Origin of the sequence: Sphingomonas sp. SUN039 (genome assembly GCF_024758725.1) — a bacterium.
Taxonomy (GTDB): domain Bacteria; phylum Pseudomonadota; class Alphaproteobacteria; order Sphingomonadales; family Sphingomonadaceae; genus Sphingomonas_O.
In genome coordinates this window covers 2,853,382-2,876,447 of sequence record NZ_CP096972.1, presented here as the reverse complement: position 1 = coordinate 2,876,447, position 23,066 = coordinate 2,853,382, and the positions used below count along the sequence as shown (strand labels likewise).

23 protein-coding genes are annotated in these 23,066 nt (G+C 64.8%); 14 read left to right on the top strand and 9 right to left on the bottom strand.

Annotated elements, in window-relative coordinates; translation table 11 throughout:
* Positions 1-171 precede the first annotated feature (171 nt).
* Entirely contained in the window at positions 172-675 is a 504-nt protein-coding gene (locus M0209_RS14100; RefSeq protein WP_258888902.1) for a RidA family protein, read from the top strand.
* A gap of 117 nt (positions 676-792) precedes the next feature.
* Positions 793-2,859, top strand: coding sequence for a TonB-dependent receptor (locus tag M0209_RS14095; protein ID WP_258888901.1), 2,067 nt, complete (start codon positions 793-795; stop codon positions 2,857-2,859).
* A gap of 3 nt (positions 2,860-2,862) precedes the next feature.
* Here M0209_RS14095 and ribA read toward each other — a convergent pair whose 3' ends face one another.
* From ribA to M0209_RS14080, 3 genes are read right to left on the bottom strand one after another with little or no spacing between them, the layout of a single operon-like run.
* Positions 2,863-3,912 (bottom strand): GTP cyclohydrolase II, encoded by a 1,050-nt coding sequence (gene ribA, locus M0209_RS14090; RefSeq protein ID WP_258888899.1) that lies wholly within the window; start codon positions 3,910-3,912, stop codon positions 2,863-2,865.
* Positions 3,909-4,715, bottom strand: a complete 807-nt coding sequence (locus tag M0209_RS14085) for an exodeoxyribonuclease III (RefSeq protein WP_258888898.1) — start codon at positions 4,713-4,715, stop codon at positions 3,909-3,911. Before M0209_RS14085 ends, ribA begins: the two co-directional genes overlap by 4 nt.
* 45 nt (positions 4,716-4,760) lie before the next feature.
* A complete protein-coding gene (locus tag M0209_RS14080) occupies positions 4,761-5,582 on the bottom strand; it encodes a CsgG/HfaB family protein (RefSeq protein WP_408988207.1) in 822 nt (273 codons plus the stop codon).
* A 218-nt stretch (positions 5,583-5,800) separates the two neighbouring features.
* On the opposite strand from M0209_RS14080, the gene M0209_RS14075 reads away from it, so the two are divergent.
* From M0209_RS14075 to lepA, 3 genes are read left to right on the top strand one after another with little or no spacing between them, the layout of a single operon-like run.
* Positions 5,801-6,325: a hypothetical protein gene (locus M0209_RS14075; protein WP_258888897.1), complete on the top strand. Its 525-nt coding sequence runs from the start codon at positions 5,801-5,803 to the stop codon at positions 6,323-6,325.
* On the top strand, positions 6,322-7,005 hold the full coding sequence (locus M0209_RS14070; RefSeq protein WP_258888896.1) for a hypothetical protein: 684 nt from the start codon (positions 6,322-6,324) through the stop codon (positions 7,003-7,005). The genes M0209_RS14075 and M0209_RS14070 overlap by 4 nt, the downstream gene beginning before the upstream one ends.
* A 36-nt stretch (positions 7,006-7,041) precedes the next feature.
* Positions 7,042-8,832, top strand: a complete 1,791-nt coding sequence (lepA, locus tag M0209_RS14065; protein WP_258888895.1) for a translation elongation factor 4 — start codon at positions 7,042-7,044, stop codon at positions 8,830-8,832.
* 7 nt (positions 8,833-8,839) lie between these two features.
* On the opposite strand, the gene M0209_RS14060 is transcribed toward lepA, so the two are convergent.
* Entirely contained in the window at positions 8,840-9,043 is a 204-nt protein-coding gene (locus M0209_RS14060; protein WP_258888894.1) for a hypothetical protein, read from the bottom strand.
* 102 nt (positions 9,044-9,145) lie between these two features.
* On the opposite strand from M0209_RS14060, the gene dcm reads away from it, so the two are divergent.
* Genes dcm through M0209_RS14045 form a run of 3 tightly spaced genes read left to right on the top strand, consistent with a single transcriptional unit; the run spans position 9,146 to position 12,031 of the window.
* Positions 9,146-10,363, top strand: a complete 1,218-nt coding sequence (dcm, locus tag M0209_RS14055) for a DNA (cytosine-5-)-methyltransferase (protein WP_258888893.1) — start codon at positions 9,146-9,148, stop codon at positions 10,361-10,363.
* A gap of 28 nt (positions 10,364-10,391) precedes the next feature.
* Entirely contained in the window at positions 10,392-10,808 is a 417-nt protein-coding gene (locus tag M0209_RS14050; protein WP_309547088.1) for a very short patch repair endonuclease, read from the top strand.
* Positions 10,805-12,031, top strand: a complete 1,227-nt coding sequence (locus tag M0209_RS14045; RefSeq protein WP_258888891.1) for a type II restriction endonuclease — start codon at positions 10,805-10,807, stop codon at positions 12,029-12,031. The genes M0209_RS14050 and M0209_RS14045 overlap by 4 nt, the downstream gene beginning before the upstream one ends.
* On the opposite strand, the gene M0209_RS14040 is transcribed toward M0209_RS14045, so the two are convergent.
* Positions 12,028-12,804, bottom strand: a complete 777-nt coding sequence (locus M0209_RS14040) for a hypothetical protein (protein ID WP_258888890.1) — start codon at positions 12,802-12,804, stop codon at positions 12,028-12,030. The two genes, M0209_RS14045 and M0209_RS14040, sit on opposite strands and share 4 nt — an antisense overlap.
* A 175-nt stretch (positions 12,805-12,979) precedes the next feature.
* Entirely contained in the window at positions 12,980-13,636 is a 657-nt protein-coding gene (locus M0209_RS14035; protein WP_258888889.1) for a TetR/AcrR family transcriptional regulator, read from the bottom strand.
* Positions 13,637-13,736: 100 nt separating this feature from the next.
* Here M0209_RS14035 and M0209_RS14030 point away from each other — a divergent pair, with 100 nt between their 5' ends.
* From M0209_RS14030 to M0209_RS14020, 3 genes are read left to right on the top strand one after another with little or no spacing between them, the layout of a single operon-like run.
* Entirely contained in the window at positions 13,737-15,161 is a 1,425-nt protein-coding gene (locus tag M0209_RS14030; protein ID WP_258888888.1) for an efflux transporter outer membrane subunit, read from the top strand.
* Positions 15,161-16,306, top strand: coding sequence for an HlyD family efflux transporter periplasmic adaptor subunit (locus tag M0209_RS14025; protein WP_258888887.1), 1,146 nt, complete (start codon positions 15,161-15,163; stop codon positions 16,304-16,306). The genes M0209_RS14030 and M0209_RS14025 overlap by 1 nt, the downstream gene beginning before the upstream one ends.
* 2 nt (positions 16,307-16,308) lie before the next feature.
* Positions 16,309-17,841, top strand: a complete 1,533-nt coding sequence (locus tag M0209_RS14020) for a DHA2 family efflux MFS transporter permease subunit (RefSeq protein WP_309547068.1) — start codon at positions 16,309-16,311, stop codon at positions 17,839-17,841.
* An 84-nt stretch (positions 17,842-17,925) separates the two neighbouring features.
* Here M0209_RS14020 and M0209_RS14015 read toward each other — a convergent pair whose 3' ends face one another.
* Complete coding sequence (locus M0209_RS14015; protein ID WP_258888886.1) at positions 17,926-18,531, bottom strand: ankyrin repeat domain-containing protein; 606 nt, start codon at positions 18,529-18,531, stop codon at positions 17,926-17,928.
* A 79-nt stretch (positions 18,532-18,610) separates the two neighbouring features.
* Between M0209_RS14015 and M0209_RS14010 the strand changes: the two genes are divergently transcribed.
* From M0209_RS14010 to M0209_RS14000, 3 genes are read left to right on the top strand one after another with little or no spacing between them, the layout of a single operon-like run.
* On the top strand, positions 18,611-19,189 hold the full coding sequence (locus M0209_RS14010) for an SCO family protein (RefSeq protein WP_258888885.1): 579 nt from the start codon (positions 18,611-18,613) through the stop codon (positions 19,187-19,189).
* Positions 19,177-19,632 carry a YcgN family cysteine cluster protein gene (locus M0209_RS14005; protein WP_258888884.1) on the top strand — a complete coding sequence of 152 codons (456 nt, stop codon included), beginning with the start codon at positions 19,177-19,179 and terminating at the stop codon, positions 19,630-19,632. The genes M0209_RS14010 and M0209_RS14005 overlap by 13 nt, the downstream gene beginning before the upstream one ends.
* Entirely contained in the window at positions 19,589-20,410 is an 822-nt protein-coding gene (locus tag M0209_RS14000) for a M48 family metallopeptidase (RefSeq protein WP_258888883.1), read from the top strand. The genes M0209_RS14005 and M0209_RS14000 overlap by 44 nt, the downstream gene beginning before the upstream one ends.
* A 100-nt stretch (positions 20,411-20,510) precedes the next feature.
* On the opposite strand, the gene M0209_RS13995 is transcribed toward M0209_RS14000, so the two are convergent.
* Positions 20,511-22,595, bottom strand: coding sequence for a transglycosylase domain-containing protein (locus tag M0209_RS13995; RefSeq protein ID WP_408988206.1), 2,085 nt, complete (start codon positions 22,593-22,595; stop codon positions 20,511-20,513).
* Between the two features lie 56 nt (positions 22,596-22,651).
* Positions 22,652-23,044 carry a peptide-methionine (R)-S-oxide reductase MsrB gene (msrB, locus tag M0209_RS13990; RefSeq protein WP_258888882.1) on the bottom strand — a complete coding sequence of 131 codons (393 nt, stop codon included), beginning with the start codon at positions 23,042-23,044 and terminating at the stop codon, positions 22,652-22,654.
* Between the last annotated feature and the right edge of the window lie 22 nt (positions 23,045-23,066).

The following is a 23,066-nucleotide window of genomic DNA, read 5'->3' as shown; positions in this document are numbered from 1 at the left end:
CACAGCCGGGCATCAAGTGGCAATGTGCTCGACGCGCCGCTGACGTTCAGCCCCTATGGGATCAACGGTGGCTATTATTATGGCCGGGTGAACTTCAAGTTCCGACTTGTGCCGCGACGACCGGGGCGGGCCGCAGGGTCCGCCCCCTTTTCGATCATAGGAGAGAAGGCAATGACTTCGTTGTTCAAATTATCTGTCCTGGCTGCGACCGCCTTGTGCGGCACGTCGGCGCTCGCCGCACCGATCGTGCGCCACACTAACCCGCCACCCGCGCTCATCCTGGGCGGCGTCACCATCCCTCCGGGTGCCGAAACCGTACTGCTCAGCGGCCAGCTCGCCAATCCGATCGTCGAGGGCAAGACCGCAACGATGGAGGATTATGGCGACACCAAAACGCAGACGATAAGCACGTTCAACAAGATCAAGGCGGCGCTCGCCAAGCTCGGCTATTCGATGTCCGACATCGTCAAGCTGACGGTGTTTGTCGCCGGCGATCCGAAGCTTGGCGGCAAAATGGATTTCATGGGCTTCAACGCCGGCTATAAGGAGTTTTTCGGGACGGCGGAAAACCCCAATCTGGTTGCGCGCTCGACGGTGCAGGTCGCTGCGCTCGCCGGACCCAATTTCCTGATCGAGATCGAAGCGATTGCAGCGAAGGCGCCCAAGGGAAAATAGCTGCTCCCCAGTCCTATGCGGTCGGACGTGCGTTTCAGCCGTCCGACCGCGTACATTACACACTTGATACGATGTATCATCAAGTTTAGGGGCGGTGCAGCATTTCCAGGAGTTTCCATGCGTAAATCCGCCCTGCTCGCCTCTGCTGCTCTTGTCGCGTTCGCCGCGCCCGCGGTGGCCGAGGATACGCCGCCCGCGAATCACGCCGAAACCCCCGTCGAAATCATTGTCACTGCCCCGTTCGAGCGCGACCGGGCCGATGTGTTGTCGGGGACATCGGTTGTTACCGGCACCGAACTCATGCGCGACCTTCGCCCCACCATCGGCGACACGCTGGCGCACCAGCCCGGGGTATCGGCGACCTCGTTCGGCCCCAACGCCTCGCGCCCGATCCTGCGCGGGTTCCAGGGCGAGCGTGTCCGCGTGCTGACCGACGGTATCGGCAGCATCGATGTGTCGAACACCAGCGTCGATCACGCCGTCGTCATCAACCAGCTGACTGCCGACCGTATCGAAGTGCTCCGCGGCCCCGCTGCGCTGTTGTTCGGCTCGTCGGCCATCGGCGGTGTCGTCAACGTTATCGACAGCCGCATCCCGCGCAAGGTGCCTGACGAGGTCGTGCACATAGACGGCATCGCCAGTTACGGATCGGCATCGGAAGAACGTTCGGCGAGCGGCACCATCGACGTGCCCGTTGCGGGCAAGCTCGTTTTCCATGTCGATGGCAGCTACGCCAAGACCGGCAACCTCGACACCGGCGGGTTCATCCTGTCGCCGGCATTGCGGGCCCAGGCGCTTGCCAACCCCGATGCCGATATTCGCGGCCTGGCATCGTTGCGCGGCAAATTGCCCAATAGTGCCGCACGAACTTGGGACGTCGGCGCAGGCGCGGCGCTGATCACCGACGGCGGCAATCTGGGCTTCAATGTCAGCCATTACGACAGCCTCTACGGCGTGCCGCCGCGCTATTCGCTCGATCCCGCTATCGAGACCGAACAGGTCCGGCTCGCGGTCCAGCAGACCCGCGTCGACGGGCGTGCCGAAGTGAATATCGGTGGTGCCTTCCTCGACAAGATCCGCTTCCGCGGCAGCTTTGCCGATTACAAGCATTCGGAGATCGACGACACTGGGGCCATCGGCACGACCTTCCTCAACAAGGGCTGGGAAGGACGTCTGGAATTCGTCCAGGCCAAGCGCGGCGCGTGGCAGGGGGCGAGCGGCATCCAGGTCGCCATTCGCGACTTCGATGTGATCGGCGACGAAGCGTTCGTCCCAAAAAACACCACCAACCAGACGGGCCTGTTCACGCTGCAATCGTTCGATCTGGGGCCGTTCAAGGCCGAACTCGGCGCGCGCTACGAGCACACAAAAATCCAGGCCGACGCCAGTGCCAGGCTGGGTAATCCTGCATATATCCGCAGCTTCGATGCCTTTTCAGGCTCGCTCGGTGCCAGCTATGCTCTGAGTTCGAGTTTGAAGATCGGCCTGTCGGGATCGCACACCGAACGCGCGCCGGGGGCCGAGGAGCTCTTCCCTAATGGCCCGCACGCGGGCACCCAGGCCTTCGAGATCGGCAATCCGAATTTCAGGAAGGAAACCAGCAACGGTATCGAGGCGACCTTGCGCGGCGAAGGCACTGGCTACAGCTTCTCGCTCGCCGCCTATCACAACTGGTTCGACAACTATATTTACGAGGTTCAGACCGGCGCGGTGCAGGACGACCTGCCGGTGTTCCAGTTCAACCAGGCTTCGGCAACCTATTACGGCTTCGAGGGCGAGGCGTCGGTCAAGCTCGCCCAGCTCGGCGACTATGCGATCAATCTCGACGGCGTCGGCGATTATACCCGCGCGACCGTATCGGGTGGTGGCCCCGTCCCGCGCATCCCCCCATTGCGCCTGCTCGGCGGGCTGGAGGCGCAGTCGGACCGGATCGATGCGCGCGCCGAAGTCGAATGGACCGCCGACCAGAACCGCGTCGCCGCCTTCGAAACCCCGACCAGGGGCTATACGATGGTCAATGCCAGTCTGGCCTGGCACCCGCTCGGCAAAGGCAACCGGACGAGCGTCGTGCTGTCGGCCAGCAACATCTTCAACGCCGAGGCGCGCCGCCATGCGAGCTTTCTGAAGGACTTTGCGCCGCTTGCCGGTCGCGACGTCCGCGTCAGTGCACGGTTCGCGCTCTAGGCTCTACAGCTGGTGCCCCGTGCGGTCGCGCTTGGTGGCCAGATAGTGTTCGTTGTGCGGATTGGCGGGCAGCCGGTGCGCGACGCGTTCGATCACGGCGATGCCATGCGCTTCGAGGCCCGCGACCTTGGCCGGATTGTTGGTCAGCAGCCGCACCTTGTCTTGCCCGAGCAATGTGAGCATCCGTGCGGCAACCCCGAAATCGCGGGCATCGACGGCAAAGCCGAGCCGCAAGTTGGCGTCGACCGTGTCATACCCCTGATCCTGCAACTGGTACGCGCGCAGCTTGTTGATCAGGCCGATGCCGCGCCCTTCCTGCCTCAGGTAGAGCAGGATTCCCCAGCCGCTGCGGACGATTTCGCTAAGCGCCACGCGCAATTGCGGGCCGCAGTCGCATTTCAGGCTGCCGAGCACATCGCCGGTCAGGCACTCGCTGTGCAGCCGCACGAGCGGCGGCGAGCCGTCCGGCGAGCCGAGGATCAGCGCGACGTGCTCCGAAATCGTCTCGGGGCTGCGGAATGCGATAATTTCGGCGGCGTCGTTCGCTTCGACCGGCAGGCGCGCCCGTGCGACGATCGCCAGCCGGTCGGCGCTATCATAGGCGGCAACATCCGCGCTGGTCGTCGTGACGTCCGCCGGTCCTTCGGTCGCCACGAAGAATGCCGGCAGGATTCCGGCAAGCCGCGCCAGTTCGAGCGCGGTCTGCGCTGCTGCCGGATCGACGAGCGGCAAGGCGCGGAACGGCCCCTGAAACGGATTGGCGAGATCCGTCGCCGGATCGGCGAGCGCGCGCGCGGCAGGCAGGTCGAGCCACGGCGTCCGCGCGACGGTAACAGGGGCCGTACTGTCGGCTGCGGCCAGCTGGTTCGCCAGTTTCAGCGTTGCGGCGCGAGACCCGGCGAGCAGGATATACGCCTGTCCGTCCGGATCGAAAGCCGCCAGCCGCGCGCTGTCGGCCGTTTCGATGGCGAGCAGCTTCAGCGCGCCGACCGCCACCGGCCAGCCCCGGCGCAGCGCGTCGATAGCGCGGGCTGCGGACCTGGGATCGCTCAAGCGGCGAACTCGGTCACCAGCGGAACGTGGTCCGACGGCTTGTCCCAGCTGCGGCAGGGTTCGTGGACTTTGTGCGCGACGGCCTGCGCCGCAACGTCCGCCGTTGCCCACATATGGTCGAGCCGACGTCCGCGGTCCGATGCCGCCCAGTCTTTCGCGCGGTAGCTCCACCAGGTGTAGAGCCGCGCCGGTGCGGGCACGAACCTGCGCCCGAGGTCGGTCCAGTTGCCCGCCGCCTGCAACCTGTCGAGCGCCGCGACTTCGATGGGCGTATGGCTGACGACGTCGAGCAGCGCCTTGTGGCTCCACACATCGCTTTCGAGCGGGGCAATATTGAAATCACCGACGATCAGCGTGCGGTCGCGGACCCCTTCGGACCAGCGCGTCATCCGCTCGACGAAATCGAGCTTCTGCCCGAATTTGGGGTTGAGCGTGCGGTCGGGAATGTCGCCACCGGCGGGGACATAGACATTCTCGATCCTCAGGCCCGCAAACGCTCCCTCGGTCAGCATGATCCCGATATGCCGCGCCTCGCCATTGTCCTGCCAGTCGTGGCGCAGGTCGTCGGTAAAGGGGATGCGCGACAGCGTCGCCACGCCGTGGTGCATCGGCTGGCCGCAGATCGCGCGGTGCATATAGCCGAGCGGCGCGAACAGGTCGTGCGGAAAGTCCCCGTCGCGCGCCTTGGTCTCCTGCAGGCACAGCACATCGGGCGCTTCTTCGCGCAGAAACCGCTCGACGATCTCGCGGCGAAAGCGGACCGAGTTGATGTTCCAGGAAGCGACCTTGAGCGTGGCGGACATGGCAGGCGCCTTAGCGACCCGCCAAGTCCGATGCTAGCAGCCGCTTTACTTCGCCGTCGGTGCCGCTGCCGCCGCATTGCTTGGCAGGCCGCCGAGTTGCGTAACCAGCTTGGTATAGGCGTCGAGATAGGCGAGCAGGATCACCTGACCGATGGCCGAATCCTGATAACCGCCGCCCGCTGCGCCGCCGAATGCGCCGCCGGCAAAGCCGCCGCCGCCCGCGCCCCAGCTCCAGTCGGTCTTGCGGGCATAGCCCTGGGTCAGCGCTTCCTCTTCGGTCGTGCGTGCGTTGACCACTGACAGCGTGACCGTCGCCTCGCCCTTCTTGACGTTGATGCCGCCCGCGATCGCACCGACCGCACGGCCGAAGCCGCCGAACATGCCGCCGATGCCGCCGAGTACGGCCCCCGCGCCGCCGCCGCCCGAGTTACGGTTGGCCGTCACGATATTGGGCTCGAGGAAATAGTCGGCGGCCTTGACCTGGCCCTTGCCGAGGTTCGATCCGCCCTGCAGCTCGCCTTGATCGGCCATCGCACGCTCCATCGCCCGGCTCTGCATGCTGCGACCGCGGTTGACGAGGCCGAAGCAGCCCGACTGCTGGACGAACACCTTGATGATCGCCTCGGGGCTGCCGAGGTTATATTCGCGCCACCACTGGTTGTCGGGTTCGACGATGGCGATGGTGCCGAGCCGCTTGGTGCAGGTCGGAATTGCGCGCTCGGCGCGCTCCTGATCGCGGCGCGCGGACGACGCGCCCTTGGTCGTTCCGTCCTTGTACGTGCGGCCCGACGATGACATGTCGGTCTGGGCCAGGGCAGGTGTGGCAGCGAGCGCGGCAACGGCGACGCCCAAGATCATTCGACGCATGATGTTCCCCTCAACGCATGGGCGTCCGGCATGGCGGTACAGCCCATGAAACGACGTGCGACCCCGTTTCGAAGCGCCCTGATAGCAGCGCCGTACTGCCTTCGCCAGCGGGAATGGTACGCGGTTGCGGAATTGCCCGTCATTGCAGCAGGATCGCCGGTTTGACCGGCACCTTCGCGCTTCTTAAGCTGGCACTGCGTTTGGGAAGGCGGTCGGGCATGATCGGACACTGTCGCGCAGGGTTGCTGTTGGCGTTGCTGGGGTGTGCCGCGCCGGCGTCGCTCGTCGCTGCGCCGCCTGCCGAGGCGCCCGCTGAGACAATGGTCTGCGATTCGTCGAAAGTGAAGCTGTTCGGGTCGATGCTGCTGGGCAGCCGGTTCGACTCGGTCGCCGACAGCAAGCTCGGACGGCTAGGGATTTCGGGCCTCGACAAGCTCGCGAAACTGGCCGGATCGGTCAGCGACAGCATCGGGCGACGGCTTGACCGTGACGAGCGACGGCAGGCGCAGGCGGCGACGACAATTGCGGTGTGCCGTGGAAAGCCCGGCGAGACCGTCAAATGGGTGAGCGCAAACAACACTGGCGTCAGTGGCAGCTCGACGGTGGCGCGGCGCGATGAGCTGACCGACGGATCGACCTGCATCATGGTGCGTGACGTCGCACTGGTCGCGGGCGAAGAGGTGAAGGTGACGCGGCGGCTATGCCGCAAGCCTGGGGAAACCGGCTACAAGGCAGCGTCGTGATCAGGTGGCTGGCGATGGCGGGCGCTGCGGCGCTGCTCGTAGGCGCGGCGGACAAGCGCAACCCGACCTGCCCTGTCGATCCGAACTGGTCGACGAACGAGACGATGAAGCTGAGCTTTCGACAGGACGGCGGTCGGCGTGTCCTGTTTGCTGAAGGGGCCGTCGATCCCGGACTTCCGGCACGGCTGGCTGCCGCGTTCAAGCGATACAAGCCGATCGAGGAAATCCGGCTGCGCTCGCCGGGTGGCGATGCGCTTGCGGGCAATCAGGCGGGGGCGCTCATCCGCAAGGAAATGGCGGCGACGCGGATTCCGGCAGGCTGGACCTGTTTCAGTGCCTGCAATTTCGTGTTCATGGGCGGCGCGGTGCGGTCGGTCGATCCCGGCGGGGTCTTCATGGTCCATATGTTCACGATCACCGCCGATGGTGGCGTCCGTGCCGAGGCGATGACGCAGAGCTATGACAAGGCGGTGCAGGGGATTGCGGAAGTCGAACAGAGTTCGGCACTTCTCGCCAGCGAGGACAACGCCTTCCTGATCCGCATGGGCGTGTCGCGCAAGTTGCTGACCGAGGTGATGTACCGGCAAAAGGCGGTGCGGGGAAAAGGGCCGGACCAGTCGACCCGCCGCTGCCTGACGCCCGACGAACTGCGGCGCTACAGCGTGACCAACGCCGACTGACTTGGCGCATGCCGTGCGCTCGGCTAGGCGCGGCGGATGACCCCGCTCGACAAGATCCGCAACTTCAGCATCATCGCCCATATCGACCATGGCAAGTCGACGCTCGCCGACCGGCTGATCCAGACGACCGGCGGGCTGACCGCGCGCGAAATGTCGGCGCAAGTCCTTGATAACATGGACATCGAGAAGGAACGCGGCATCACCATCAAGGCGCAGACCGTGCGCCTCGACTGGAAGGGCTACGAGCTCAACCTGATGGACACGCCGGGGCACGTCGACTTCGCCTATGAGGTCAGCCGCAGCCTTGCCGCGTGCGAAGGCGCGCTGCTCGTGGTGGACGCGGCGCAGGGGGTCGAGGCGCAGACGCTCGCCAACGTCTATCAGTCGATCGAGCAGGACCATGAAATTGTCCCCGTTATCAATAAGATAGATCTGCCCGCCGCCGAGCCCGAGATGGTCCGCAAGGAAATCGAGGAGATCATCGGCCTCGACGCCAGCAACGCCATCCTCACCAGCGCCAAATCGGGCATCGGCATCGAGGACGTGCTCGACGCCGTCATCGAACGCATCCCCGCGCCGAAGGGCGACCGCGACGCGCCGCTCAAGGCGATGCTCGTCGACAGCTGGTACGACCCTTATCTCGGCGTCGTCATCCTCATCCGCGTCATCGACGGCGTGATCCGCAAGGGGCAGGAAATCGTCTTCATGGCGGCGGGGACCAAGCACCTCGTGGATCGCGTTGGCTGCATGCGGCCGAAAATGGAAATCCTCACCGAAATCGCCGCGGGCGAAATCGGGTTCATCACCGCGCAGATCAAGGAAGTCGCGCAGACCCGCGTCGGCGACACGATTACCGATGTGAAGCGCCGCGCCGCCGAGCCGCTCCCCGGCTTCAAGGAAGTCCAGCCGGTGGTGTTCTGCGGCCTGTTCCCGGTCGACGCCGCCGACTTCGACAAGCTGCGCGAAAGCATCAGCAAACTGCGCCTCAATGACGCGTCGTTCAGCTTCGAGACCGAAAGCAGCGCCGCGCTCGGCTTTGGCTTCCGCTGCGGCTTCCTCGGGCTCCTCCATCTCGAGATCATCCAGGAACGGCTGACCCGCGAATACGACCTCGACCTCATCACGACCGCGCCCAGCGTCGTGTACAAAGTCCATATCGCGCACAGCGACGAGACGATCGAGCTGCACAACCCGGCCGACATGCCCGAGCCGAACCGGATCGCGATGATCGAGGAGCCGTGGATCGAGGCGACGATCTATGTCCCCGACGAATATCTCGGCAGCGTGCTGAAACTCTGTCAGGACCGGCGCGGCATCCAGAAGAACCTGACGTACGTCGGCGGCCGCGCGCAGGTGACCTATGAATTGCCGCTCAACGAAGTCGTGTTCGATTTTTACGACCGGCTGAAATCGATGTCGAAGGGCTATGCCAGCTTCGACTATCACCAGACCGGCCACCGCGAGGGCGACCTCGTCAAAATGGGCATCCTCGTCAACGAGGAGCCGGTCGACGCGCTCAGCATGATCGTCCACCGTGGCACCGCCGAGGTGCGCGGCCGCGGCATGGTCGAGCGGCTGAAGGAACTCATCCCGCGCCACTTGTTCAAAATCCCGATCCAGGCGGCAATCGGCGGCAAGGTGATCGCCCGCGAAACGATCAGCGCGATGCGAAAGGACGTGACCGCCAAATGCTATGGCGGCGATGCGAGCCGCAAGAAAAAGCTGCTCGAAAAGCAGAAGAAGGGCAAGGCGCGGATGCGCGAGTACGGAAGCGTGAGCATCCCGCAGGAGGCGTTTATCGCTGCGTTGAGGATGGGGGAGGAGTGAGGCGGAGCTAATCGCCGGGAGGCAGACCGAACTTCGCCCGATATTTCCTACGACCGGCTACATTGCTGGCTCGGGTAATGTGATATTCGTTTCCGATCTGTTCGATTTCCACATCTTCGTCGGCACCAAAGGGCAGAGGAAACCCTTCCGGGAAGGTGATGAAGGCACCCTCGTCGTCACCTTCTATCCGGACAATCGCCGTGTCTGTCATAGGACATTTTTACCAGCAATTTTGTGACGTGACAATCGCTCTTGTTCCGTCTACGTTCTCCCTGGCTCTCGGCAAATTGCAGAGCTAGGGTAAGGAGGCGCAATGGGAATGAGCTTCGCCGCTCTTCGCCAAAGAGCTGGATTGGACCTTGCCGACGTGATTAGCGAATTTGCCGCGCTTCCCGAAGTGGCCCATTCGTGGGAAACCGGTGAGACGTCCCCGCCGCCTCAGGTTACGCAGTCACTGAAGCTGGTCGGCGATTTTCGCCCCTCGGTGCCTGTGTCAGCGAAGCCGGCTGCATTTCGCTTTATCGACCTGTTCGCCGGGATCGGCGGCTTGCGAAAGCCGTTCGAAGAGATTGGCGGTCGCTGTGTCTTCACCGCTGAATGGGATCGCTTTGCACGTGAAACATATGCGGCGAATTTCGCCGATGAGCATGGCGATCACGAATTCGCTGGCGATATTCGACCCTATGCCGCTGATCCGGCGAGAGTGCCGTCGCATGACGTGCTGCTGGCTGGTTTCCCGTGTCAGCCGTTTTCAATCGCAGGCGTTTCCAAGAAGAACTCACTAGGCCGTCCGCACGGTTTTCTTTGCGATACGCAGGGGACGCTGTTTCACGATCTTGCCAAGATCATTGCCCACCATCGTCCTTCGGCTTTCCTGCTGGAGAACGTGAAAAACCTTGAGCGCCATGATGGCGGGAAAACCTTCGCAACGATCCGCCATGTTCTCGAAGAAGAGCTCGACTACAAGGTTCAATACCGGGTCATCAGTTCAGCGCCGTGGGTGCCGCAAAAGCGCGAACGGATTTTTATGGTCGGCTTTCGCGACGATACCGATTTTGATTTCAGCCAGCTAGTGATTCCCGACGGCCAAAACCCGGTTTTGGGAGACATTCTCGAAAGCGATCCTTCACGCAAATATACGCTGAGCTGGCACCTCTGGAATTATCTGCGCGAGTATAAGGCAAAGCATCAGAGCGCGGGTAACGGGTTCGGCTATTCGATGTTTGGCCCGACCGATGTGTCACGCACGCTTTCGGCCCGTTATTACAAGGATGGCTCGGAATGCCTCATCGCCCAACCCGGCGGAATTCCACGTCGTCTGACCCCGAGAGAATGCGCGCGCCTGATGGGGTTTGACACCTCGACGGGGAGCGATTTCCGTATTCCCGTTTCTGATACCCAGGCATATCGCCAGTTTGGCAATGCTGTCGTCGTGCCGGTCGTGAGAGCCGTAGCCCTGCTCATGGCGCCGCATATCGTCAGTGCGCTGGCTGCCAAGGAAGGCAAGACGGCGACCGCTCGGGGTGGCTGACGTCGTTTCCTCTGCAACGCGCAGCCGGATGATGGCGGGAATTCGAAGCAAGAATACCCGGCCCGAAATCATCATTCGGCGAGGGTTGCATCGGCGGGGGTTCAGATTTCGACTTCATGTCGGGGCGCTTCCGGGGCGACCTGATCTTGTATTACCGCGCTATCGAGTGGTTGTGTTTGTGAACGGCTGTTTCTGGCATGGGCATCTGTGCCGCCTCTTCAAATGGCCGAAATCTCGGACACAATTCTGGACCGACAAGATCCACGCGAATGTTGCGCGAGACGTAGCCAACCGTGCTCTGTTGAGGTCGTCTGGTTGGCGTGTCGGGACGATTTGGGAGTGTGCGTTGAAAGGGCCTGGCAAATTGCCAATCGACAAGGTGCTGGACATCGCGTCAGTATGGTTACGAAGTGCGGAACCGGAACTAGAAATTGCAGGGCAATGAAGCGAGGACATCTCTCCGATTACTTTGAGGGCGTTGCTGTCAAGACGTTGAGCGCCGTAGAGACTGATCCTAGCCGATCACATCAACACGAGTTCGGCACGACGGAAAAAATGCGACGCTTCCTTGGCGCAAGGCAGCACAAATTTGAAGCTTCGTACATTTGGCTGTCGGGTGAGCAGGAGTCGCTGCCCGAGTACGGTTCTGCGACGATGTATGATTCTCGTCTGAATCAGCCTCATCGAGGGGCGGAATGGCGGATCTACTACGACACTAACGCAGTCACCGCGCTTATGAGAGAGGGTGATACCCTCTTTGTAGCCAAGCGATCAGACAACCATCTGATCTTTATCGTCGTGCCACAAAGCAGTGAAATCCTGAGCCAGCTTCTGTGGCTATTTGGCTTCGAGCACCAGCCCGGCTTGCGCTTTGTTGCCGCTGAATTTGAAGGTAGCGAGGGCGGAGGTCTCGATTTTGCAGCGCGGTTGATTTTGGATGAGATCGGGGTCGAGTACGAAGATCCAAATGCCAACTCTCTAGATTCAATCATTGCCCAGTTTGGCACCACGCTTCCAACAACTGCAATTTTCTCAAAACTCGCTCGCGACACGCTTCCGGAAGTGGATGCCTTTGCGTCCCCTGACCTCGCGCTCATGGCTTGGCTCGATCATGAGGAGGCCATGTTTCGACGGCTCGAAAGGAATGTTGTCCGGGAACGGATTGAACAGGGCTTCATGAGTGGCTCGGAAGTCGATGTTGACGGATTTCTGTCTTTCTCACTGACCGTTCAAAACCGCCGCAAATCGCGAATGGGGCTATCCTTTGAGCATCATCTTGCCGCCCTGTTCGATTGTCATGGCCTGAGCTGCGCTCATCCGGGGCGGACAGAGCGTGGCAACAAGCCCGATTTCATCTTTCCCGGGCAAGCGGCCTATGCTGATCCGGCGTTTCCGGTCGACGCCCTGACGATGCTGGCGGCCAAATCGGTGTGCAAGGAGCGCTGGCGACAGGTCTTGCCAGAGGCAGACCGGATCACGTCGAAGCACCTTGTCACGATCGAACCGGGCATTTCACCCGCGCAGACTGACCAGATGCGCGCGCACGACCTGCAACTCGTCGTCCCGCAAGCGTTGCATTCCAGCTACCAGCCGCAGCAGCGGCAATGGTTGTGGCAGATTGCCGATTTTATCGCATTGGTCGCCGAACGTCAGGCCACCGCAGGCTAATCCTCCCCCACCCCCACATCGCGCCAGTCGGGCTCGTCCTCGTTGTACTCCACGAAATCCTCGTCGTCGGGGATCAGCTTTTCGAGTTCGCCGATATAGGGGTCCGACTTTGCGCCGACGCTGAGGAAGGCGGGGCCGGGGTCGTCTTTGGGGAGCGTCGCGTGGTGCTGGGCGGCGGCGTCGGCCAGCATTTTCTGCATTGCCTCGATTTCGGGGAGGGTCATCTGGACGGGGTCGAAATGCTGGAGGATGGCGGCGTTGGCATCGTCCTTTTCGGCGCGGGTGGGGAGCGGGACGGTGTAGCTCGCGGGGTTCCCGCTCAGCCGGTCAGCGGCGGGGTCGAAATAGCTGGCGGACAGGCGGCGGCCGTCTTCGCTGCGCGCGTTCATGCGCAGGCAGAACATCAGCAGGCGGTCGTTCTTCTTGCGACGGAACCCCATCAGCTTGCCCGCGACGAAGACCGGGACGAGCTGCCCCTCGATCGCGCGTTCGAAGGCAATGTCCTTCAGGCGCTGGACGCCGAAGTCGAGCGCGGCTTCCCACGCGCGGCGGAACCCCTCGGCACCGGGCTGGCGGCGGAGGTAATAGGCGCCCTCGGGTGACATGTTGACCTGGCGGCAGGCGCGGCTGACGCTGCCGGTGTCGGCGAGCGCGGCGATGAACGCGCGCTGGCGCTCGGGCGTCCAGCCGTCATGACGGTATTTGCGGGGAACGGCGGCGAAGTCGGGCAACGGCTCGCCGTGGTTGGGGGCATTGGGGGTGCGGTCCTGCATGGTCGCTGGTCTCTCCGGCGGGAAATGCCGGAACAAACCAGAAACGATTGCTGTAGGACAGCACTATTTTGCCGGGCCGCGGGCAAAGCCCGCGTCGTCAGTCGCGCTGCCGCGCGCTGGCCGGGCATTCGCGCGGCTCTTCGCCTAAAGCGACGATTGCTACGCAATCCCCGCTTTAGTGCTCGGCGCGCTCAGCCCATATTTTCAGGAACGATTCCACCGCTACCGTGACCTCGCGGGCGATGGTTTCGGCGTCGGGGGCGGGGCCCATGGCGAGGATGACGGGCTGGAAGCTTTCGGCCTGGCACAGCGCGACGAATTGCAGCGCGGCGCGCATCGGGTCGCCCGCGCGGAGCCGCCCGTCGGCCATGGCGGCGGCGAAATAGGCGGCGAGCCGCGCCTTGCCGCGTTTGGGGCCGCGCTCCCAGAACAGGGCGGCCAGCTCGGGAAAGCGCCCCGCCTCGCCGGTGACGACGCGGTGGAGATCGATAATCGGCGCGGACAAGATCGTCGCCATCAGCGCCGACGCAAAGATTTCGAGCGTGGGCGCGACCGGTGCCCCGGGCGGGAGTTCGATCGACAGCGCGGTGCCATAACGCTCGACGATGTCGTCGACGACGGCGGCGAACAGCTCTTCCTTGCTGCGGAAATGCGACCAGAGCGTGGTTTTCGACCCGCCGACGGTCGCCGCGATCGACGACATCGAGGTCGCGCCATAGCCCTGCGCGAAAAACGCCGCGCGCGCGGTGGCGACGATGGCGGCACGCTTGGCGTCGCGCAATTCGTCGTGCGCGGACGGCGGTGCTTCGGCGAGGGCAGCTTCGGATGACATATTTGTGATACTAGATGGTATCATTGCAATTGACAACTGGTTTCGGCTGGGGCATCGCAGCGACGATACCGCGCGGTACGCCCCTTTTCGAGTCGCTTGCATGAATGCTCGTTTTGCCCTGATTGTCCCCGTGCTGCTGGCGGCGTGCGCGCCGGTGCCGCAGCTCGGCTCAGCGCCGGTGCCGCGCAGCGCGGGGTCGTTCGCGTCGGCGCAGTCGCTGCCTGCGAGCGCCGTCGACTGGCCAGTGGATCGCTGGTGGACGGGCTTCGGCGACGCGCAGCTCGATACGCTGGTTGCCGAGGGGCTTAGCGGATCTCCCGATGTGGTGCTGGCGGCGGCGCGGGTGCGCAGTGCCGAGGCGCTGGCGCAGCAGGCAGGGGCGGCGCTGGGGCCGAGTCTGGCTATCGACGGCGCGGTCGGCGGTATCAAGCAGAGCGAGAATACCGGCATTCCGCCCGCGTTCGTGCCCAAGGGAGTCATCGACAACGGGCGGCTGACGGCGGCGCTGAGCTTCAACCTCGATCTGTGGGGCAAGAACCGGGCGGCGCTGAAAGCCGCGCGGGGCGAGGCGGTCGCGGCAGCGGTCGATGCGGCGCAGGCGCGGTTGCTGCTGACGACGGGAATCGCGGCGGCCTATGCCGATCTGGCGATGTATCACGAACAGCGCGACGCGGCGGCGGCGGCGTTCGAGGTGCGGACGGCGACGGCGCGGCTGACCGCGCAGCGGGTGCAGGTCGGCAGCGAGACGCGCGGCGGGCAGGCGCAGGCCGAGGCGCGGGTGCCCCAAGCCCGTGCAGACGTGCTGGCGCTCGACGAAGCGATCGCGCTCACACAGAACCGGCTGGCGGCGCTGGTGGGGGCAGGGCCGGACCGGGGGCGGACGATCTCGCGCCCGGTGCTGCGCGCGGTGCCGGTGGGGGTGCCCGCAGGTGCCGGGATCGATCTGGTCGGGCGGCGGCCCGATCTGGTCGCGGCACGGCTGCGGGCCGAGGCGGCGGGCGACCGGATCAAGGTCGCGCGCGCCGATTTCTATCCCAATCTCAATCTGACCGCGCTGGTCGGCCTGCAATCGCTCGGCCTCGGGCAATTGTTCGATGGGGGATCGAGCTACGGCAATGGCGGGCTGGCGGTCAGCCTGCCGGTGCTCGACGCGGGACGGATTCAGGGGCGCTATCGCGGCGCGCGGGCGGATTATGATGCGGCTGTGGCGCGCTACGATGCGACGCTCGTCACCGCGCTGCGCGAAACCGCCGATGCGGTGACGAGCCGTAATGCTGCCGATGCGCGCGTGGCCGCGCTGCGCGGTGCGCTGGCATCGGCCACCGATGCCGCACGGATCGCGCGGCTGCGCTATACGGGCGGGCTGTCGAACCAGCTCCCCGTGCTGACCGCCGACGACACGCTGGTCGGCGTCCGCCGTGCGGTCGCCGACGCCGAAAGCCGCCGCACCGCGCTCGACATCGCGCTCATCCGCGCGCTCGGCGGCGGATATCGCGACACCCGACTTGCTTCAGGAGCCAAGTAATGGCCGACGCTTCCCCCAATGACATGATTGTCGCCGAAACACCTGCGGTGATCGAACCCAGCAAACGCGCGCGGTTGCTGCGGATGCTCGGCATTGCCGTCGTCGTGGCGGCGTTGGTCTGGGGCGTGTGGTATTATCTGACGCAGGCGGGGCGGGTCGAAACCGACAATGCCTATGTCGGCGCGGACACCGCGCAGGTCACGGCGCTGATCTCCGGCCCGGTCGCCGAAGTCCGCGTCGGCGGCACCCAGATAGTGCGGAAGGGCGATGTGCTGGTCGTCCTCGACCCGGCCGATGCCAAAGTCGATGTCGCGACGGCAGAGGCGGCACTATTTCAGGCGCAGCAGCGTTACGGACAGGCGGCGGCGCAGGTCGGCTCGGCACGCGCGAAACTCGCCTCGCGCGGGGCCGATATCGCGCAGGCCCGGGCACGGGTTGCCGAAGCCAATGCCGGATATGAGCGCGCACGCGTCGAACTCGCGCGGCGCGAGGCGCTGGCTGGCAGCGGTGCGGTATCTGCCGATGAATTGAGCGCCGCGCGTGCCGCTTTTGCCACTGCGCGCGCCAGCCGCGATCTGGCGGGTGCGGGCGTCGCCTCGGCGCAGGCCACGAGCCTTTCTGCAGACAGCGACCTAATCGCGACCGAAGCCCTAATCCGCGGCACCAGCATATCGACCGCACCCGATGTGGCGGCAGCGCGGGCGCGGCTCGATGCGGCCCGGCTCAATCTCGAGCGCACGGTCATCCGCGCGCCCATCGACGGAGTGGTCACCAACCGTCAGGTCCAGATCGGCCAGCGCATCGCGGCAGGGGTGCCGATCATGACGATCGTTCCCGTCGCGCGCGCCTTCGTCGACGCGAATTTCAAGGAGAGTCAGCTGCGCCGCGTCAGGGTCGGTATGCCGGTCGAGCTCACCTCCGACTTCTATGGCAGCAGCGTCGTTTTCCATGGCAAGGTCGCCGGGTTCTCGGGCGGCACCGGCGCGGCGTTCGCGCTGATTCCGGCGCAGAATGCCACCGGCAACTGGGTGAAGGTCGTCCAGCGCCTGCCGGTGCGCGTCTCGCTCGACCCGGACGAGGTGCGCGCGCACCCCTTGCGCGTCGGCCTCACGATGACCGCGACCATCGACACGCGCGGCAAGTAATTGTGAGCGCGGCGCTCGACGAGGTGCAGCCGCTTTCCGGCTGGAAGCTCTATCTGGCCGGTTTCGCGCTGGCGCTCGCCAATTTCGTTGTCGTTCTCGACGTGACGATCGCCAATGTCTCGGTGCCGCATATCGCGGGCGGGCTGGCGATCTCGCCGACGCAGGGCACCTGGGTGATTACCAGCTATTCGGTGGCCGACGCGATCAGCGTGCCGCTTACCGGCTGGCTCGCGGCGCGGTTCGGCACGGTGCGCTGGTTCATGCTGTCGTTGATCGGATTCGGGCTGTTCTCCTTTCTGTGCGGCGTCTCGCGCAGCCTCGAAACGCTGGTCGTGTTCCGTATCCTTCAGGGATTGTCGGGCGGGCCGTTGATGCCGCTGACCCAGGCGCTGCTGATCCGGATTTTTCCGAAACACATGACGGCCGCCGCAATGGGGCTTTGGGCGATGACGACGGTGTGCGCGCCGATTGCCGGACCGATTCTGGGCGGCACGATCAGCGACAACTGGTCGTGGCCGTGGATCTTTTTCATCAACCTGCCGATCGTCGGTTTCTGCATCTTCATCGCCCACCGCATGGTCAAACCGTTCGAAACACCGACGGCACGAACGGGAATCGACATTGTCGGCCTGATCCTGCTGGTGGTCTGGGTCGGCGCGTTCCAGCTGATGCTCGATACCGGCCGCGAGAACGACTGGTTCCGGAGCAGTTTCGTCATTGCCATGGCTGTGACGGCGGTCATCGGCTTTGCCGCGTTCGTCATCTGGGAACTGGGCGAGGCGAACCCGATCGTCGATATCCGGGTCTTTCGCCATCTCGGCTTCACGATCGGTACGGTGGCGGTGGCGCTGGGCTTCGGCGCGTTCTTCGCCTCGGTGGTGCTGACACCGTTATGGCTGCAACAGGTGGTCGGCTATTCGGCGACCGAAGCCGGCTATGCGACCGCGTTCGTCGGGGTGTTCGCCGTCATCATGGCGCCGTTTGCCGCGCGGCTGGTCGGCAAGATCGATCTGCGGATCTCGGTATGTGCCGGGATCAGCTGGCTCGCCGCGATGTCGCTGCTGCGCGCGGGATGGACGACCGACTCGGACTTCTGGCAATTGGCGATGCCGCAGTTGTTGCAGGGCATCGGCATGCCGTTCTTCTTCATCGGCCTGACCGCGTTGGCGCTGGCAGCGGTCAAGCCGTCGGAGACGACCTCTGCAGCCGGAATCATGAGTTTCGTCCGGACCTTGTGCGGCGCGGTCGGCACGGCAATGGCGACGACCGCCTGGGACAATGCCAGCCGCGTCAGCCGTTCGGACATGGTCGGACGGCTCAACGGCGCCGATGCGACGATGAATTCGCTGATGGCGAAGGGCATGAGCAGCGATCAGGCGCGGGCGGTGCTCGACCGGCTGGTCGATGCCCAGTCGGCGACGGTCGGCGCAGTGCAGGTGTTCTTCTACGCCTTTGCCGTGTTCATGGTCGCAGCCGGGATCGTGTGGCTCGCCCCGAAAGCGAAGGGATCGGCCGCCGCAATGAGCGCGCACTGACGGTCGTCACTGACGGCCTTCCGTACCTTGGCAAGGGACAGTCCCCGACGGGGACAGTCCCCAATTCCGGTCAGGAACGACGCTCTAGCGCGGCCCTTGCACCGGTTTCGCGACGACCGGTTTGGCCTCCATGATCTCCTTCAGGATCATCGCCGAACGCGGATCGCGCGCGGCATAGGCCTTTGCCGAAAGGCCTGCGGCATTGTCGGGCTTGTTCGGATTGGCACCCGCCGCGAGCAGGATGCGGACGCTGGCGAGATCGCGGTTCTGCACCGCGCGGATCAGCGGCGTTTCGCCGCTGCCGTTTGCGACATCGACTCCGGCGCGGCGCGCCAGCAGCGTCTGGATGCCGTCGGTCCAGCCCAGCTGCGTTGCGATCAACAGCGCGGTATTGCCCTTGCCGTCGCGCATGTCGGGATTGGCCCCGCGCTGGAGCAGAAACCCCAGCCACAGCGAATCGCGTCCCGCCGTCACGATATGCAGCGCGGTTTCGCCGGTCGATCCGTCGCGGGTGTTGACGATGACGGCACCGCTGCCGGGCTTGTTGAGGAATTCGGTGACCTTGGCCCCGTCGCGGTCCTTGACCGCCTTCAGGAAGTTATAGCTCTCGGAGAATTGCGCGTGCACCGCGACCGGTGTGGCGAGCGCCGCGAGGACGACAGCGGCGGGAAACAGTGATCGGTTGGTCATGATACCCCGGTTCATGCAGCTTCAGGACGTGGCAAGCGTCTTGCGTGGCTGTGGCTAACAACGCAAGGCTGAGCAGGTGATGAACCTGCGTCCCCCTTTAATCGCGCTGTTGTTGCTGGCCGGATGTCAGGCGGCGTCGGTGCCTGCCCCGCTCGAGGGTGCCCGCATCGGCGGGCCGTTCGCGCTGACCGACCAGAACGGACGGACGCGTACCGACCGCGATTTCGCGGGAAAATACCGGATCATGTATTTCGGCTATACGTTCTGTCCCGATGTTTGCCCGGTCGATGTCGCGCATCTGGTCGCGGGCTACCGGGCGTTTGCCAAAGCCGATCCGGCGCGGGGCGCACGGGTCGTTCCCATTTTCGTCACCGTCGACCCGGCCCGCGATACGCCCGAGGCGCTGAAGGCGTTTACCGCCGCGTTCGATCCCGCACTGGTCGGGCTGACCGGGACACAGGCGCAGGTCGATGCGACGACCAGGGCCTATGCGGTCGTCGTCCAGATCCAGAAACCCGCACCCGGCAATCCCAATTATCTGGTCGATCATAGCCGCGCCGCCTATCTGATGGACCCGGACGGCAAGCCGCTGGCGCTGTTGTCGCAGGACGCCAAGCCCGACGTCATTGCGGGCGAGCTGTCGAAATGGGTGAAGTAACCGCCCCGGCGGCCGGTCGTTTCTGGGAAGACACGCCGCTCGACAAGCTGGACCGTGGCCAGTGGGAGGCGCTGTGCGACAGCTGCGGCAAATGCTGCCTGCACAAGCTGGAGGATGAGGAAACCGGCGAACTGTTCCCGACCAATGTCGCCTGCCGCCTGCTCGACCGGCGCTCGGGCCGCTGTTCGGACTATCGCCACCGCCACGCGTTCGTGCCCGATTGCGTGCGATTGACTCCGGCCAAGCTCAAGGAGCTGGAATGGCTGCCGGTGACCTGTGCGTACCGGTTGCGCGCCGAGGACAAGCCGTTGCCGTCATGGCATTATCTGAACTCGGGCGACCCCGAAAGCGTGCACCGCGCGGGCATGTCGGTGCGGGGATGGACGATCAGCGAGACCGATGCAGGCGATCTGGAATATCATCTCGTCGACCGTATCGTCTGACCCGGTTTTGCCGGTGTTCAGTGGCGGCGGGCGGACCCGCGCGCTGACGGTCGTGCGCCGCGCGTCGGTCAAGGGCATGAAGCTGAGCGTCGATCCGCGCGATGCGACGGTCCGGCTGACGCTCGGCAAGCGCGCCGCGCTCAAGCCCGCGCTGGGCTGGGCAGCGGACAAGCGCGCCTGGATCGAGGCCGAACTGGCGCGCTTGCCGCAGGCGCAGCCGATCGTGCCGGATATGGTGTTTGGGTTGGGTGACGTGCCGGTTCGGATCGATTGGAGTGCCGCGCTGCCTAGAGCGCCCCGGCTGTGTGCTCCTGCGGAAGCAGGAGCCCTGCCGACCGTGGGAAATTTCGCGCCGCCAATGCTCCTGCGTTCGCAGGAGCACAAGGTTTTGCGGGTCGGTGGTCCACGCGAACAACTGTCTGCGCGGGTGTTACGCTTCCTGCGGAGTTACGCGCTCGACGTGCTGGAAACCGACACCCGCGCGCTCGCTGACACCCATAGTATCACCGTCAATCAGGTCGCCGTCGGCGATCCGCGCGGGCGCTGGGGCAGTTGCGCGGCGTCGGGCGATATCCGGTACAGCTGGCGGCTGATTCTGGCACCCGAGGACGTGCGGCGGGCGACCGTCGCGCATGAAGTCGCGCACCGCGTGCACATGAACCACAGCCGCGCGTTCCACGACGAGGTGGCACGGCTATATGGCGGCAATCCGTCGTCGGCGCGGCGCTGGCTGCGCGCGCACGGCACCGCGCTTCACTGGTTCGGGCGCGAGGGCTGAACGCCAGCAGGACAAGGGACTGTCCCCTCTTGGGGACTGTCCCTCCTCACGCATGGGGGGACAGTCCCCAAGAGGGGACAGTCCCCAAACTCGTTGGGAATTAGCGGGGCGGGGACTCGCGCGGCGGCACCGGTGGTGCCGCAGGGGGCGGAACTCGCCCGCTTTTCCCGACCGCCTCGTCGATGAATTTCTGGTCGAGGCGCGGCGCCGGATTGGTGTCGGGGCTTTCGACGCGTTCCTCGCCCGACTGGTCCATCGGGTCGCGGTCGGTTCCCTCCAGCCCGGTGCCCGGCGGCAGTCCTTCGTCGGCATTGCCGAAATAGGCTTCCTCATCGGGTTCGAGCTGCCATTCGGGCAGGGTGACGGCGGTCTGGAAGGCTTCGACGGGACGTTTGGCGACCGCGACGGTCATATATTGGGCGAAGGCGCGCGCGGGATTGCGGCCGCCCTGCAGCCCTGCGACGGGCTTGTTGTCGTCGCGGCCCATCCACACGCCGGTGGTAAGGCCGCTGGAAAAGCCGAGGAACCAGCCGTCCTTGTTCGACGTGGTCGTGCCGGTCTTGCCCGCCACCGGCCGGCCGATCTGCGCGGCTTTGCCGCTGCCGGTGTTCACCGCGGTTTGCAGCAGGTCGATCATCTGTGCCGCGACCTGCGGCGCGACCAGCACGTGATTGCCCTCGGCACGGTGTTCGTAGAGCACTTCGCCGCCCGCCGTCGTCACCTTGGTAATGCCGTAAGGTGAAACCGCCATGCCGTTGCCGCCGACGCTGGCGAACGCACGGGTCATGTCGATCAGGCGGACGTCCGACGTGCCGAGCACCATCGAGGGATGGGTGTTGATCGGGGTGGTGATGCCGAAGCGGCGCGCCATATCGGCGATCGTCGAGGTGCCGACCTCTGCCCCCAGCTGCGCCGCGACCGTGTTGATCGAATAGGCGAACGCCGTCCGCAGGCTGATCTCGCCCGAGAATTTGCGCGACGAATTGCGCGGCTTCCAGCCGTTGATGTCGACTTCCTGATCGACGACCATGTCGGCGGCGGTATGACCGGCTTCGAGCGCCGCCAGATACACGAACAGCTTGAACGCCGATCCCGGCTGGCGGACCGCCTGGGTCGCGCGGTTGTAGATCGAGCCGACATAGTCCTTGCCGCCGACCATCGCGCGCACCGCGCCGTCGCGGTCGAGCGAGACCAGCGCGCCTTGCGACCCTTCCGGCGTATTTGCGACGATCGAGGCATCGGCGGCGCGCTGCATCGTCAGGTCGAGCGTCGTCCACACATCGATGGGCTCTCCGGTCGGGTCGATCAGCGTGTCGAGCTGCGGCAGCGCCCAGTCGGTGAAATAGCGCACGCTGTTCTGCTGGGCCTCGGGCGCGAACACGATCTTGCCGGGCGCGGCAGCGGCAATCTGGGCATCGCTGACCAGCCCCTGTTCGCGCATCAGGCCGAGCACCACGCCCGCGCGCCCGACGGCCGCCTTGGCATCCGCCGTAGGGGAGTAGTTCGACGGTGCCTTGACGAGGCCCGCGATCACCGCCGCCTCGCCCAGCGACAACCGGTCGGCAGGGTGACCGAAGAATTTACGGCTTGCGGCATCGACCCCGTAGGCGCCGCCGCCGAAATAGACGCGATTGAGATAGAGTTCGAGGATCTGGTCCTTCGAGAATTTACGCTCGAGCGCCAGCGCGAGGACGATCTCGCGCATCTTGCGCGTCCAGGTCTTGTCGTTGGTGAGGAAGACGTTGCGCGCGAGCTGCTGGGTGATTGTCGAGCCGCCTTGGGTGAATCGCCCCTTGGTCGCGCGCACATAGAATGACCGCACGATGCCGAGCGGATCGACGCCGGGATGCTGGCGGAAACGCCGGTCCTCCACCGCGACCATCGCGGTCTTCATCGTCTGCGGCAGCTGGTTATATTCGAGCCACTGGCCGAAGCTCGGCCCCATCGACACCAGCACCGTGCCGTCGGCGGCATGGACGCGGATCATCTGGCCGTTGGGCGAGGATTTGAGCTCGGAATAGCTCGGCAGACCCGAATAGGCGACCGACACCGCGACGATCATCGCCACGATGCCCACCACCGCGCCGACCAGCCCGATGCGGATTACGCGACCGGGCCAGCCCTTCCACCAGCCGGCCTTCCACCAGCCGGATCGGGAAGAAGGAGCAGGGGAACGCACGGCCATCGGCTGCGGGGGCTACGCGCTAATCCGTCGTGCCACAAGTCGGCGCGTTGCGCGGATCACTGGCCCTCGAAATCGAGCGCGACGCTGTTCATGCAGTAACGCAGGCCGGTTTCGGCGGGGCCGTCGGGAAAGACATGGCCGAGATGGCCGTCGCATTTCGCACAACGGACTTCGGTACGGACCATGCCGTGGCTGACATCGCGGTGCTCGACGACGGCGTCGGTATCGGCGGGCTTGATGAAGCTGGGCCAGCCCGATCCCGAATCGTATTTGGCGTCGCTTTTGAACAGCAACGCGCCGCAGCCCGCGCAATGATAGTCGCCGGGTGCCTTGTTGTCGTTATAGATGCCCGCGAACGCGCGTTCGGTGCCGCCCTCGCGCAGGACATTATATTGTTCGGGCGACAGGCGCTTGCGCCATTCGGATTCGGGCAGGTCCATCTTTTCCATGGCACCTAAATGGCGACCCGAG